Origin of the sequence: Streptococcus mitis (genome assembly GCF_002860865.1) — a bacterium.
Classification (GTDB): domain Bacteria; phylum Bacillota; class Bacilli; order Lactobacillales; family Streptococcaceae; genus Streptococcus; species Streptococcus mitis_AT.
The window spans coordinates 237,031-251,955 of the sequence record NZ_PKIE01000002.1; the positions used below are offsets into that span (position 1 = coordinate 237,031).

General features: G+C 41.3%; 13 protein-coding genes and 1 riboswitch. All 13 genes read right to left on the reverse strand.

Going from position 1 to position 14,925, the window contains the following annotated elements:
• Window positions 1-228: 228 nt before the first annotated feature.
• Window positions 229-1,761, reverse strand: coding sequence for a cardiolipin synthase (gene cls / locus CYK18_RS05555; RefSeq protein WP_101785532.1), 1,533 nt, complete (start codon window positions 1,759-1,761; stop codon window positions 229-231).
• Window positions 1,762-1,900: 139 nt separating this feature from the next.
• Window positions 1,901-2,338: an SP_0198 family lipoprotein gene (locus tag CYK18_RS05560; protein WP_101785534.1), complete on the reverse strand. Its 438-nt coding sequence runs from the start codon at window positions 2,336-2,338 to the stop codon at window positions 1,901-1,903.
• Window positions 2,335-3,585 carry a folylpolyglutamate synthase/dihydrofolate synthase family protein gene (locus CYK18_RS05565; RefSeq protein WP_101785536.1) on the reverse strand — a complete coding sequence of 417 codons (1,251 nt, stop codon included), beginning with the start codon at window positions 3,583-3,585 and terminating at the stop codon, window positions 2,335-2,337. Before CYK18_RS05565 ends, CYK18_RS05560 begins: the two co-directional genes overlap by 4 nt.
• Window positions 3,586-3,892: 307 nt before the next feature.
• Entirely contained in the window at window positions 3,893-4,198 is a 306-nt protein-coding gene (locus CYK18_RS05570; protein ID WP_000017620.1) for a DUF1292 domain-containing protein, read from the reverse strand.
• Between the two features lie 15 nt (window positions 4,199-4,213).
• Window positions 4,214-4,633, reverse strand: coding sequence for a Holliday junction resolvase RuvX (gene ruvX / locus CYK18_RS05575; protein WP_004239076.1), 420 nt, complete (start codon window positions 4,631-4,633; stop codon window positions 4,214-4,216).
• 3 nt (window positions 4,634-4,636) lie between these two features.
• Window positions 4,637-4,903 carry an IreB family regulatory phosphoprotein gene (locus CYK18_RS05580; protein WP_000507059.1) on the reverse strand — a complete coding sequence of 89 codons (267 nt, stop codon included), beginning with the start codon at window positions 4,901-4,903 and terminating at the stop codon, window positions 4,637-4,639.
• A gap of 86 nt (window positions 4,904-4,989) precedes the next feature.
• Window positions 4,990-5,559, reverse strand: a complete 570-nt coding sequence (locus CYK18_RS05585) for an SP0191 family lipoprotein (protein ID WP_101785538.1) — start codon at window positions 5,557-5,559, stop codon at window positions 4,990-4,992.
• 60 nt (window positions 5,560-5,619) lie between these two features.
• On the reverse strand, window positions 5,620-6,018 hold the full coding sequence (gene spx / locus CYK18_RS05590) for a transcriptional regulator Spx (RefSeq protein WP_000591165.1): 399 nt from the start codon (window positions 6,016-6,018) through the stop codon (window positions 5,620-5,622).
• A 135-nt stretch (window positions 6,019-6,153) separates the two neighbouring features.
• A complete protein-coding gene (gene mgtA, locus CYK18_RS05600) occupies window positions 6,154-8,814 on the reverse strand; it encodes a magnesium-translocating P-type ATPase (protein ID WP_101785540.1) in 2,661 nt (886 codons plus the stop codon).
• 194 nt (window positions 8,815-9,008) lie between these two features.
• Window positions 9,009-9,159: riboswitch (M-box (ykoK) riboswitch) on the reverse strand.
• Between the two features lie 57 nt (window positions 9,160-9,216).
• Window positions 9,217-10,278, reverse strand: a complete 1,062-nt coding sequence (locus CYK18_RS05605) for a M24 family metallopeptidase (protein ID WP_033678537.1) — start codon at window positions 10,276-10,278, stop codon at window positions 9,217-9,219.
• Entirely contained in the window at window positions 10,271-13,102 is a 2,832-nt protein-coding gene (uvrA, locus tag CYK18_RS05610; protein ID WP_101785542.1) for an excinuclease ABC subunit UvrA, read from the reverse strand. Before uvrA ends, CYK18_RS05605 begins: the two co-directional genes overlap by 8 nt.
• Window positions 13,103-13,641: 539 nt before the next feature.
• Window positions 13,642-14,022: a DUF1492 domain-containing protein gene (locus tag CYK18_RS05615; RefSeq protein WP_101785544.1), complete on the reverse strand. Its 381-nt coding sequence runs from the start codon at window positions 14,020-14,022 to the stop codon at window positions 13,642-13,644.
• A 306-nt stretch (window positions 14,023-14,328) separates the two neighbouring features.
• The gene (locus CYK18_RS05620) at window positions 14,329-14,838 is read right to left on the reverse strand and encodes a hypothetical protein (protein ID WP_180948013.1); all 510 of its coding nucleotides are present in this window, start codon (window positions 14,836-14,838) and stop codon (window positions 14,329-14,331) included.
• Window positions 14,839-14,925: the final 87 nt, after the last annotated feature.

Here is a 14,925-nt window from a genome sequence, read left to right on the forward strand (position 1 = left end):
TCTTAGTATATCAAAAAGTCCTAGGATTGTCAGCTTGCGATGGGTGTTTGAGTGATTTTTTGCATAGTTTCACAAAGGTTTCAATTTCTCGAAATCGGTGTAAATGTGTCTGTTTAAATGTCATGATATAGTTCAATTCTTTCTGAGTCAGCATCTTTCCTCCTACATCTTCTTATTCGTAAAAGGCAAGAAAAATAGGACTGGTTTGTGTCCTCAGTCCTAGATTTCTTATAAGATAGGGGCGAATAACTGGGCGATTTCCTTAATCAATTTTTGATACCAGCTGTTTTTTATCGTATGAGGGAAAATTTCTTGCGATACCGAAAAAATCTCTTGAAAATCTTTTTGAATCTCAGTGATTGATTCTGTTTTATATAGCAAGACTGCATTTTCATAGTGGTGAAGCAAACTTCTATAATCTAAGTTAATGGTTCCAACTGCAGCAAAGTCCTTATCCACTAGGATTTGTTTACTGTGGATAAAGCCTGGACTATACTCAAAAATCCTTACTCCTGCTGACAACAAATCTGGATAAGCCCCTCTTGTGATGAGTTGGATTAATTTCTTATCTGGAATAAAAGGGGTCACAATGCGGACATCAACACCCCTCATGGCCGCATTTTTAATACTCTCTGTTAAGTCATAGTCAATAATCAAATAGGGCGTTGTAATAAAGACTGAATCAGTGGCCTGATTAATCAAACTTTGATAGACTTTTTTCCCTACCTGGGTACGGAAGATGGGCTTGGGTCCACTACCGTAAGGAATGCAGAGCCCTTGGCCAGAACAAGGCTGATTTTCCAAGTGATACTGATCAAAATCGCTGATTTCCCCACGATTGATATACCAAGTCATCAAAAAGAGACGGGTGAGAGCCTTGACACCAGGGCCATCTAAGCGAATCCCACTATCCTTCCAATAGCCAAAGCGTTCTACATGATTGATGTATTCATCGGCTAAGTTGATACCTCCTGTATAAGCTACCTGACCATCTATGACCAGAATTTTACGATGGTCACGATTGTTGTAAGCCACCGTCAAGCGAGGAACCACCTTGTTAAATTTATGGGCTTCAATTCCTCGACTACGAAGCTGAATAGTATAGTCTCCAGGTAAAGTCGCCATACAGCCGATATCATCATAGAGCATCTTGACCTCTACACCCTGAGCTGCCTTTTGCTCTAGTATGTCTAGTATGCTATTCCACATCAAACCTTCTTCGACAATATAATACTCTAGAAAGATAAACTTTTCAGCTTTCTTGAGGTCTTCCAACATATATTGCCACATGCTTTCACCCGAAGAAAAGAATTGTGAATCTGTTCGATCATAGACATCGGCATTGCTATCCATACTTAGCAAAGATTTGATAACTCCGTAAGCCGCCTTATCATCTTCCTTCAATTTCTGGCGGAGAGCTTTACTGTTATCCTCCCGAAAATGCATAGAACCAAGTTTGTCCAACTGTTTGATTTCTTTTTTGGATAATCGTCTTTCACCAAACATCAGATAGAGCAAGGGGCCGATGACAGGAACAAAAGTCACCACTAACCACATCACTTTACTATCAGGTGTCATAGAACGATTGACAATCGCGACAATAGTCGCCATACTCATAATGATTAAGAGAATCACCCAAAGAATAGGAGCCATCCGCCCTACATAAAGAAAGAGGCCAAAAACAAGAGAAAGTTCAAGTAGCATAATTGAAAGACTAAAGCCATACTTGGACATCAATAATTGAAATTTTCTATATTTCATATCCCCTCCTTGATATTTTGAATGATAAAAACAGGTAATTAAAACTAGTATAACTCAGGTATTCGGTAGAAGGCAAGTATTTATAATCATTTTTCTGAGCAAAAGCAAAAGAGACCGAAAATTCCAGTCTCCTCCTAGTCTATTTTGATAAAACGATGCGATCAAACGCTTCTCTATCCATATCGTCGATAATCATCTGATTACCATTGATTCCATAAATCTTGACATCATTACCAATAATCATGCGTTGATTAGCAGCGTCAAAGCTAACCTGCTTGAGTTCTTGTTCCCCATCAGTTTCTACCTGTGTCCAGGTGCCAGTTGTTCCAGTTACCACTAAAGTGATACGGTCTCTTTCGTCCTGACCAGTATAAGTTCTATCAATATTAGTTAGTTGAACCTCAGGCGCATTTTGTGAAGAACTTGTCGTTGCCCGGTTTGTATTTTCTGTGGAAGATGAAGTAGCAGGTTGTAATTGCTGAGTTTGTTGTGTTTGCGGTTGAGCTGCTGGTTGTTGAACCTGTTGAACTCTTTGTGAACAAGCTACTAAGAGACTAAGACTTGCTATAGAGGTCAATTTATCTGCTCATGCCCCAGTATGTCGCTCCGTACTTCTGAGATAAAATAGAGAGACCCTGTAATGAACAACAAATCCTGGGCATCTGCCCTTTCTTCAAAATCGCTAATAAATTTTCGGTAAGAAGAAACTATATCGTAACCTGTTACATCCGTCTCATCTAAAGAACCTTGATAGTCAAAACCAGTCACCTTGAGTTCCACCTGAGGTAAATTTTCAGTCAGATAACCCAACATTCCTTGATAATCCTTCCGTTTCAAGGCTCCAAAGAGGATTTGAGGACGATAACCTTCCTGCTCTTTTTCTTTGATAAACTCCACCAGGCGAGTCAAGGCAGGGAGGTTATGAGCACCGTCCAAGTATATCTGCGGACGAATACGCTCCAAACGCCCAGCCCAATGGGTCTTCTCCAAAGCCTGTCTTACAACCTGCTCATCAACAGCTTCCTTTCTTTCTCCCATAAAAAGAAGAAACGTTTGTAGCGCCAAGGCCGCATTTTCCTGCTGATAAGCTCCTTCTAAACCTATTTTCAACTGTGAAAGGTTACCCAAAGAGCTTGAAAAATCCCCATTCAGCATTGAAAAATCCTGACCTGCCTGGTAAAGGTCAACAGCTAAAGAGGCTGCTTTTTTCTGACAGACAAGTCTAGCTTCTGAAGGCAACTTAGCAATCACTGCCTTTTTACCAGCCTTGAAAATACCAGCTTTCTGCTCTGCAATTGCTGCTATACTGTCACCCAGAGTCTCCTGATGGTCAAGTCCGATGGAGGTGATGACAGCAAGCTCTCCAGTTACCACATTAGTCGTGTCAAGTAAGCCGCCAATTCCCACTTCTAGTAAAACCAAATCCACCTCTTGCTCTCTAAAATAAAGAAAAGCAATCAAGGTCAGCAATTCAAAAAAGGACAACTGGTCATGGGTTTGCAGAAGCGTCTTTTCCATCTCCCTGACCTGCTCAGCTAAACGGATGAAGTCTGCATCAGCTATTGGTTGCCCATTAATGCAGATTCGATCATTAATAGAGACGATATGAGGGGAGGTAAAGGTCGCAACTTTTTTGCCATGTCCCATAAATAACTCCCTCATAAAAGCAATGGTAGATCCTTTCCCATTAGTCCCTGTTACGTGGATAATAGGGTAAGACTGCTCAGGATTCCCCAACAAATCCACCGCTTGCTGTATTCGGCCCAAACCTGATCGAAAATTCAAACCAATCCGACTATGAAGCCATTCTTCTATTTCAAACATACACATCTCCTTGACAAAAGTCTAATCAATTATCTAGCAAAATTCCGTAGATAACAAAAAAATGAGGTCAGGATTTTCGTCCCGACCTCTTACCTGGTTAGCTAATAACTAGCTACTATAAATGTTAACGAGAGCTAAAAACATCCCCGGACTTACCAGTTCTCTCTTATTTAAAGGAACTGGGGTAAAAATGTTCACTGGACTTACTTACGGTATTTATTTTTAGCATAAGGCTAAAAACGTCCCCCAGACTTACCAGCTCTTTTTTATTTCAAAGAGCTGGGCTAAAAATATCCCCCGGATATTTTTACTCCTCCATAAAACTATTGAAGACTTCTTCAATCATGTTCCATTCGTCTTCTGAGTCTTCTGGGATTGGTTGCAATTCGCCTTCTGTCCCATCTTCGTTTTCGATGAATGAGTAAGCTTGGATTTCAACTTGTCCGTCTTCGTCTTCTTCTGCGTTAACTGGTACTAGAAGAACATAGTTTTTCCCAAATTCTTCTTTTCCATCAATCGTCAAAAGGATTTCAAACAAGGTTTCATTTCCTTGTTCATCTACTAGTGTAATTAATTCACGTTCTTCGTGGTCGTGGTTATGATCGTGTGACATAGCCTCTCCTTTATATTAAAATTTTCTATCTAAATAATTTTGTAAAATCAGCTGAGCTGCTAACTTATCAATGACTTTCTTGCGCTTATTGCGGCTAATATCTGCTTGTTCAATCAACATGCGCTCTGCGGCAACTGTTGTCAAGCGTTCATCTTGATAGTCTACTGGTAAACCAAAAAGCTCTTCTAGCTTTGCTCCGTATGCTTGACTAGCTTCCACGCGCGGTCCGCTTGTATTGTTCATATTTTTAGGTAAGCCCACTACAAATCGTTCCACCTTGTAAGTGTCAACCAACTCCTTAACGCGATCAAAACCAAATTGGCCTTGCTCCTCATTGATTTGGATGATTTCAAGCCCTTGAGCTGTAAAACCGAGCGGATCGCTAATAGCCACCCCTACCGTTTTTGAACCGACGTCCAATCCCATAATTCTCATAGGTTATAGATCGACTCCTTGTCCTTTAAGGTAGTAGCGGACCAATTCCTCAACGATTTCATCACGCTCATACTTACGGATTTGATTTCGTGCATTATTATAACGAGGAACGTAGGCAGGGTCTCCACTCAATACGTAACCTACGATTTGGTTAATTGGGTTGTAGCCCTTATCGTTCAACGAAGCATAGACATCAGTCAAAGTTTCGCTAATTTCTTTTTTATTGGAATCGTCCAATTTAAAACGTACTGTTTCTTCAGTAAATCCCATTCTAACACCCTCTTTCCTTAGAATAGTACCATTATAGCATAATTCCTTACGTTCTACAATTCAGGCAGTCTATTTATTTGGATTTTCTATTGTTCTGTCGCACCATTTGCCAATCGGTCTGAAATATATTTGCTTGGTTCATTCTTCAAGAGATTTTCTAAACCAATGTTCTTCAAATATTCCAACTGAGAAGCCTTCTTGACATCCAGAACTTGAAAATCAAAACTAGTCGTTGTTTGAAGTTCGGTTGCACTCAATAGTTTAGTTTCAAGCTTAAATCCTGCTAATTTACGAGCTTCTACGATGGATTCGTCTTTCTCTTCCGCCTCGAGAAGAGCTTTTTGGGTTTCTTCCACTCCATGTTGGTCAATATAAGTCTTCAACTCATCTGAGACTGGACGCTTTTGTTGAATGGTTAGGTTCAAAAAAGTCTTGTCTTTATAAGTAATGGTTTGGGTTTGCTGGCTACCATCATCTGATTTCGGCAAAACCAAAGTCTTGGTTACAACTGTATTCTTCTCGGCATTTTCAATAACTGGCAATGCCGACTGAAGCGTATCCTTTTCTGTTTTTGTAGCCGGTCCAGTTTCTTTTTTCTGTCCGCAACCAACCAGGACAAAAAGGAAAGCTAGACTAACAAGAACAATTTTTTTCATTTCTCTCTTCTTTCTTTTTGAAATTAAAATAAGACTGGGAGTTGCTCCCAGCCTTGATGTTTATAGAGCTGCACGCAAACGTGCTTCTGCATTTTCTACATTACGGACAGAGCGTGGTAGGAAGGCACGAATATCGTCTTCCTTGTAGCCAACTTGCAGGCGTTTTTCATCCACAAGGATTGGGCTCTTTAAAATTCTCGGTGTTTCCATAATCAGATTGAGGACTTCATTGACACTCAAATCTTCAATATCCACTCCAAGGGCTTTGGCATAGCGATTTTTAGACGAAACGATGCTGGCTATTCCGTTATCTGTTTTTGTCAGAATATCCAGTAATTCTTCTCGCGTAATTCCTTCTTTACCAAGATTTTGTTCTTTATAACTTAACTGGTGGGCATTGAGCCAGGTTTTTGCTTTTTTACAGCTAGTACAACTTGAGACTGTATAAATTTTAATCATGTACCTACCCCTTTCGCTACATGTTACTATCAGTTTAGTCTATTATACCATAAAAAACATCCGACTTGCGACCTATTTTTAAATTTTTTTAACTTTTTTCGTCATTTTCGTACTTTTTTCTTGACAAAATGAAATTTACAGCCATTCTTGATATTTCTTGATATAGATTTTTTTCACAATTGTCACGCTAATCATATACAAAATAATGATGAAAAGTAAAAAGATGAAATAAATCGGTTTTAAAGGAGTTAGATGAAGTAGGATTGCGAGTGGACTGTAGGGAAGGAAGGTCACAAAGGCTGCAGCCAATAAGGTTGTCACAAGGACTAGCCAAGCTGGACGACTTTGTAAAAAGGGAATTTTGGCTGAACGCAGCATATGGATAACCATGGTCTGTGACCACATGGACTCGATAAACCAACCTGTCTGAAACAAGACAATAAATTCTACGGCGGACTCTGCCCCATGAACATAAGCTTGACCTGTTGTCATGGGTACAATGATAAAATAAAGCAAAATAAAGGTCAAAATATCAAAGGCAGAAGAGATAGGTCCCATCCAAATCATGAAACGTGTGATGGACTTAGCTTCCCAGGTATGCGGATTTCTCAAAAAATCTTTATCCACCTTGTCAAAAGGCAAGGCAATACAAGACAAATCATAGACTAGATTTAGGATAATCAAATGGACTGGTGCCATTGGTAAAAATGGCAAAAAGATTCCAGAGACCAATAGGGATAAGATATTTCCAAAATTAGAACTCACTGTCATTTTGATATATTTGGTCATATTGGCATAGACCTTACGACCTTCAACAAGTCCTTTTTCAAGCACCATGAGATCCTTATCAAGTAGGATAACATCAGCCGTTTCTTTGGCAATATCTACTGCTGTATCAACAGAAATCCCCACATCTGCAACTTTCATAGAAGGAGCGTCATTGATTCCATCCCCCATATAGCCTACAGCATGACCATTAGCCTTAAATTGCAAAATAATCCTTGCTTTTTGGTCAGGAGAAAGTTTGGCGAAGACGGTTACCTCCTCTACGGCTTGGGCCAATTCTTGATCACTCATCTGATCAATTTCAGATCCTAACAGCATCTGATTGATATCCAAACCAACCTTTTCACAGACTGCTTGGGTAACTTTTTCGTTGTCTCCCGTCAAAATCTTTGTTTGAACCCCATGCTCTAACAGAGCCTTAATTGCTGGTGCAGCAGATGGTTTAGGAGGATCTAGGAAGGCTAAATAACCAGTTAGAATCATATCCCCTTCATCATCAACTGTATAGGCATGACCTTCCTTCAAACCTGACTTATAGGCCACTCCTAAGACACGCAAACCTTGTTGATTTAGTTGTCTGACTTCTGTTAAAATTTCTTCTCTAATAACATCTGTCAAGGGAGTAGTCACTCCTTGGTATTCCGCATAACTGGAAATCGTCAACATTTCCTCTAGGGCACCCTTGGTTACCAAACTAACAACTTCGTGTTCATCCTTAACGATAACACTCATCCGTCTACGTTCAAAATCAAAGGGAAGCTCATCTATTTTTTGAAAAGTTTGAGCCAGATTTTGTAAGAGGGTGTGTTCTTTGGCTTCCTTTTCAGTCCGTTTGATGATGGCTCTGTCCATCAAATTTTTCAAGCCCGTTTGAAAATAAGAATTGAGATAAGCTCGTCTCAAGACGGTCAAATCCAAGCGTCCGTGGATGTCCAAGGGATATTCAAGGACAATTTCGTCTTGGGTTAGAGTTCCTGTCTTATCTGTACACAAAATATCAATCGCCCCTAAGTCCTGTATGGCATTGAGTTTCTTGATAACTACTTTTTCCTTGGCCATAATGATGGAGCCCTTTGCTAGACTGGCCGTGATAATCATAGGAAGCATCTCAGGTGTCAATCCAACACCAACACTCAAAGCAAATACGCCAGCTTCTAACCAATCTCCATCTGTTAAACCATTGGACAAGAAAACGATGGGCACCATGACCAGCATCAAACGAATCAAGAGCCACGAAATACTATTCATCTCCCGCTCAAACGAAGTAGGCTCGTCATAGGTGTTCAAAGTCTGCTCAATGGCCCCCATCATGGTATCATCACCAACTGCTAAAACCACGGCCTTGGCACTACCAGACAAGACATTGGTTCCCATAAAGGCGAGCGCTTCTGCTTCTAGCAGACTATCAGATTGTTGAACTGTTGCCTTGGTCAAGGCCAATTTTTCAACCGATTCACTTTCACCTGTCAAGCCCGACTGTTGTACAAAGAAATCGCGCGACTCAAATAAAAGAAGATCTGCTGGAATCATGTCTCCAGCGCTTAATTTAACCACGTCACCCACTACCAAATCATCGATAGGTACTTCTTGAATTTCTCCTTGACGAATGACAGTCGCTGTGTTGACAATCATTTTTGATAGATTGGTCGCAGCCTTATCACTACGTAGTTCTTGGACAAAGCGTATGCCACCAGAAATGAGGACTAGGACAACGATGATTATAGAAGTCGTCGGATCCTCTTGACCTGGTTTTGCCAACCAGACATTGGTCACCAAGGAAATCACGGCGATGACCAGTAAGATGATCGTAAAAGGATTGATAATGGATTCGTAAATTTTTTTGAGGATACTGTCTTCTTGACCCTTTGTGATGGTATTTTCACCATATAGGTCACGATTTTTCTCCACCTGCTCCTCAGTCAAGCCTGTTAGACTTGTCTTATAAAAAGATAGAGTTTCGTTTAAAGATGTATGAATAGCTGTTGCTAATCTTTCTTTTGTTGTTTTCATTGGTTTCTCCTATCTGTATGAATGATGTGTTTCATACACAGAGACCAATCACTTTATAAGGGCAGAACGACACAAATCAGCGATTGGCTGTGTATGTGCGGTTCCGGATGGTCGTCAATTTGCATCGTCTGTCTCCTTTCTTTGTTTTAAACAGTAGAAAATCCCACCATAAAATGGCAGGATTAAAAAACTAATTATCTGTTTTTCGTTCAAGCTTTAACTCCATAGGGCAATGAAATGAGCTTAGTCTTGGCCTTCGCGACCAGGACTGTTGACCAACGAGTAGTGTCTCCACTGCTTTGCGGTAGTCATCCGTATCCCTATGGTAGCCTCACCTACCGTTTTCGTCTTTCAGTATAAACCTTTAAAATTTAAAAGTCAATTATTTGAGTTGTTTAACTCTTAAATAACTATCAACTCTTTTGGAGCTAGGGTCAATAATTCACAACCTGTCTCTGTAATCAGAATATCATCCTCGATACGAACGCCGTATTTGCCTTCGATATAGATACCTGGCTCATCTGTCAATGCCATACCTGCCTTAATAGTTTCTGTAGAAGTCTGGCTAAAGTATGGTTCCTCATGGATATCCAGACCAATGCCGTGGCCAATACCGTGGGTAAAGTAGTCGCCATAGCCTGCCTCGATGATAATATCACGAGGGATTTTGTCAAAGTCACGGAAACCTAATCCTGCCTTAGCCTGGTCAATCAAGGCTTGGTTGGCTTTCAAAACCGTATTGTAAATTTCTGCCTGCTCGTCGCTAACATGCCCTAGATAGATAGTCCGTGTCATATCACTGACATAGTGGTCATAAAGGCAACCGAAGTCCATTGTAATGGCTTCTCCTAGCTCCACTGGTTTGTGCATAGGATGGGCATGAGGTTTGGAAGAGTTGATGCCACTTGCTAAAATAGTATCAAATGATAGGCCTGAAGCTCCCAACTCACGCATACGGAAGTCAAGGAAGTTGGCAATCTCAATTTCAGTCTTTCCTGGCTTAATAAAGTCAAGCGCGTCGCGGAAAGCTTGGTCTGAGATTGAACAAGCCTTGCGAATAGCTGCAATCTCCACTTCATCCTTAATCATTCGAAGACCTTCGACAAACTGAGTTTGTGGAAGCAAATCAATTCCCTCAAAGGTTGCCTGCATACGGTGATAATAAGACACTGAAATCTCATCTTCAAAACCGATTCGAGACAAGCCCATGTCCTTGACAATTCCTGCAATGACAGCCAATTCATCACGGTCAGCCACAATCTCAAAACCACTGGTTTCTTGCTTGGCTGCAATGATATAGCGAGAGTCTGTCACCAAGACCTGACGGTCACGGCTGATAAAGACTGTTCCGTTTGAGCCCCAAAAACCAGTCAAATAATAGACGTTTTTAAGGTTATTGATGATGATGCCATCTAGTTCTTTTTCTTGCATTTTATCTAGAAATGCTTGTACGCGTTTATTCATGATGTAATTTTCCTTTCAAATAATGTCCTGTGTAGCTGGCTTGGTTAGCAGCTACTTCTTCTGGAGTTCCTGTTGCGATGATGGTTCCACCACCGACACCGCCCTCAGGTCCCAAGTCAATAATATGGTCTGCCGTCTTGATAACATCCAGATTGTGCTCAATGACAAGAACTGTATTGCCATCATCGACAAAGCGAGCTAAAACCTTAAGCAAGCGAGCGATATCCTCGGTATGAAGCCCTGTCGTCGGCTCGTCCAGAATGTAGAAAGATTTTCCTGTCGATCGTTTGTGGAGTTCACTAGCCAGCTTCATACGCTGGGCTTCTCCCCCAGAAAGGGTGGTAGCAGGTTGCCCTAGCGTTACATAGCCTAGCCCCACATCCTTGATGGTCTGAAGTTTGCGTTGAATTTTCGGAATGTGTTGGAAGAATTCCACCGCATCGTTGACAGTCATATCCAAGACCTGCGAGATATTTTTTTCCTTGTAATGGACTTCTAGGGTTTCACTGTTGTAACGGGTCCCGTGGCAAACTTCACAAGCCACATAAACATCTGGCAAGAAGTGCATCTCAATCTTGATAATCCCGTCACCTGAGCAGGCTTCACAGCGACCTCCCTTAACATTGAAACTAAAACGTCCCTTTTTGTAACCACGAATCTTAGCCTCATTTGTCTGGGCAAAAAGGTCACGTATATCGTCAAAAACTCCTGTATAGGTAGCTGGGTTGGACCTAGGCGTTCGTCCGATAGGACTTTGGTCAATGTCAATCAAGCGGTCTACATGCTCAATCCCCGTAATCGTTTTAAACTTACCAGGTTTGTCTGAATTACGGTTGAGCTTCTGAGCAATAGCTTTTTTGAGGATGCTGTTGATTAGGGTCGATTTTCCTGAACCTGACACCCCTGTCACTGCGATGAATTTTCCTAGTGGAAAGCGAGCCGTGACATTTTGCAAGTTGTTCTCACGCGCTCCTGTCACTTCTATAAAACGACCATTACCGACACGACGCTCTTCTGGTACTGGAATGGCACGTTTGCCTGACAAGTACTGACCTGTGATAGATTTACTGTTGCAAGCTACCTGCTTGGGTGTCCCTGCAGCGACGATTTCCCCACCAAATACTCCCGCACCAGGACCAACGTCAATCAGATAATCCGCCTCACGCATGGTATCTTCGTCGTGTTCCACCACGATAAGAGTATTACCCAAATCACGCATCTTTTTGAGACTGGCAATCAAACGGTCATTGTCCCTCTGGTGGAGACCGATTGACGGCTCATCCAGGATATAAAGGACACCTGATAGGTTAGAACCAATCTGAGTTGCCAAGCGAATACGCTGACTTTCCCCACCTGAAAGGGTTCCTGCTGAACGCGACAGGGTCAGATAATTAAGACCAACGTTATTAAGGAAGGTCAAGCGATCCTTGATTTCCTTGAGAATTGGCCGAGCAATGATGGCTTCATTTTCAGATAGAGTCAACTGGCTTACCAAGTCCAAGTGGTCTGCGATAGACAGGTCTGAGATTTCTCCGATATGTGGCCCTTGCTCACCACCCACACGGACAGACAAGGCCTGGTCATTGAGACGATAGCCGTGACAAGTTCCGCAGGTCAGCTCATTCATGTAGAGGCGCATCTGAGTGCGCGTGTAATCGCTGTTTGTCTCGTGATAGCGACGCTTGATATTATTGACAATTCCCTCAAAAGGAATATCGATATCGCGCACGCCACCAAATTCATTCTCATAGTGGAAATGGAATTCCTTGCCATCTGAGCCGTAGAGAATCAAGTTCTTATCCTCTTCTGGCAAGTCCTCAAAAGGCTTATCCATATCCACTCCAAAAGCTGTCATAGCCTGCTCTAGCATGTTTGGATAGTAGTTGGATGAGATAGGATTCCAAGGAGCCAAGGCTCCCTCGCGTAGCGTTTTGCTGGCATCTGGTACTACCAAATCAGTATCCACCTCCAGCTTGATGCCCAAGCCATCACACTCACTACAAGAACCAAAAGGAGCATTGAAGGAGAAGAGACGCGGCTCTAACTCTGGAACAGTAAAGCCACAAACTGGACAGGCATAATGCTCAGAGAACAACAACTCAGAGTCGTCCATGGTGTCGATAATGACATAACCTTCTGCAATACGAAGGGCAGCCTCAATGGAATCAAAGAGACGACTACGGATACCCTCCTTGATAACAATACGGTCAACCACGACATCAATATTGTGTTGCTTGCTCTTAGACAACTCTGGCACTTCGGTCACATCATAGACTTCCCCATCCACACGGACACGAACATACCCATCTTTCTGAACCTTCTCGATAACACTCTTATGTTGGCCTTTTTTCTTTCGGATGACAGGGGCCAAGATCTGCAAGCGCTGGCGTTCAGGCAATTCCAAAACCTTATCCACGATTTGCTCCACAGAAGAAGCCTTGATAGCCCCGTGTCCGTTGATACAGTAAGGCGTCCCCACACGCGCGTAGAGGAGACGCAGATAGTCATTGATTTCAGTCGTGGTTCCCACCGTCGAGCGAGGGTTTTTGCTAGTCGTTTTCTGGTCGATGGAAATAGCTGGGCTGAGGCCATCAATGGCATCCACATCAGGCTTCTCCATATTTCCCAAGAATTGACGAGCATAGGCTGACAAACTCTCTACATAGCGACGTTGCCCCTCCGCATAGAGGGTATCAAAGGCCAGACTGGATTTCCCTGAACCTGACAAGCCTGTCACGACAACCAGCTTGTCTCGCGGAATCTCCACATCAATATTTTTTAAATTATGGGCACGCGCCCCATGAATGACAATTTTATCTTGCATCTTTGTTCTTTCTAGTCCATTATTGCTTACCATTATACCAAAAAAAGTGAGATTCTATTACCCAAAAGGCTGATTTTGTAGTATAATTAAAAACTTATTTTTTTATGTTTCCTTAGGGTTCCCTAACCCTTATATCACGCGCTTTTGAACAAAAAACACTAACATTACTTTTTACTACTTGCTCCCCCAAAGTACGCAAAAAGGGGAGCAAAAAAGCCCCACAAAAGGGCTAGGATTTGACGAGTTCAGTAGGCAAGAAACTAGCACGGTCAAACGTGCTTTTTTAATTGCTGGTTGCTGATAGGTATATTATACCATGAAGCGCGTGGTTTATAAGATTATAGCCTTACAAAAGCCCCTAGTTTCGTTTCTAAGAGCTTGTAGTTTATCCGTGGAGTTTTAGTTGTCCAGTACGAAACAAAGCAAAATGGGGGGAAATATAAAGCCTATGCCTACATTTGCCAACATTTACACTTCTAATTTTTGTAGTAAAGTTAAATCTAAATCACATTTCCCACCTTGGCTAAGTTCTCCATGGCTTACTTCCTAATTCTATATACATTAACCTTGCTTATCTTCATCTCCCTACAAATCTGAGCCAAAGAGAGGTTATTCACATATAACATTGTCAATACTAACCATTCCTCAATTTCATCTAACTGGTCTATTAAATCCATAACTTCTATACGCTCATTCACAATGGTATTGAGTTGCTCTATTACCTCGTCTTTTAGTTGCAAGGTTTCAAGTAGCTTATTTTCAGTAGTATTTGTTTTGCTGGTTGTTACTCTTATGTCAGTTTGGTTAGATCCAGCTAATAGTCCATGGTTTAAACTGTCTAGCTTTAATTGCAATTTTTTAATGATCATATCTGACTTTTTACAATTCTTCAGTTTTTTCTCAATCTGTTCAACGTTCACGCTGGTACTCCTTTATACTTTTTTTGTGGTTGGAAAAGGGATATTTGAGTGGTATCTTTATAGATCAAAAAATCAAGCTAACTTCCTGATAGTACTACATTCTCTAATACTTATAAACATTTCAAAAAGGGAATTTTCTGCACAAAAGAGGGCAGCGTTCTTGTGCTTTAGCAAAATATCCCCCCGTCTAAAAATAAAGGGGGTATCTCTGCCTCCTGTCTTGCCTTCATGCCTGCTTAGTATCTTGTAATTGAACTGTTGTAACTGTGATCTTTATTTAGATTTGTTTGGAAATGTTTCAAAACACTACTTCAGATTGCTCAATCCATTCAGCCAAAAACTATCTCCTTTCTTGGTATAGTTCACAAACTTTTGATAATGCTTATAATACTTGCCACGTTTCATATACTTTGGTCTTTCAGGAAAACCATCGAACATATATCCGCCACGTTTGGGATTCCAACCTGGTTCCACCTTTCTAGCTTCCCTCAGTGCTCTCTCCCAATAGTATTGGCAATCTGTCTTACTTCGGTTCAGTGTTGATTTGTGTATTTTCTGGCATGATCCACAACCATATATCAAAAGTCTCTTATAGAGTTTTCTGCATCGATTACCACAAATAGGACAGAGAAAGAAGTAGCGATTGCCTCCCTTAGTTCCTGGTATACTTGCTAAATCAAAATGATCACGTTCAAAGGTGATATACAGGTTATCTAAGTCTATCTCTAGTTTTCTACCGTCCAACTCAGCAATACCGTGACTAATATTCTTGTTTTTCATTGGCTTTATAAATGTCTCTATGGTTATTGATTTTATAACTTCCATTCGTTCAAAAATCCCCCTATTATATAGAAAAACCCAAATTGATTGGGTTAGGTAGCAATGAAACTACAAAAAGAGGCT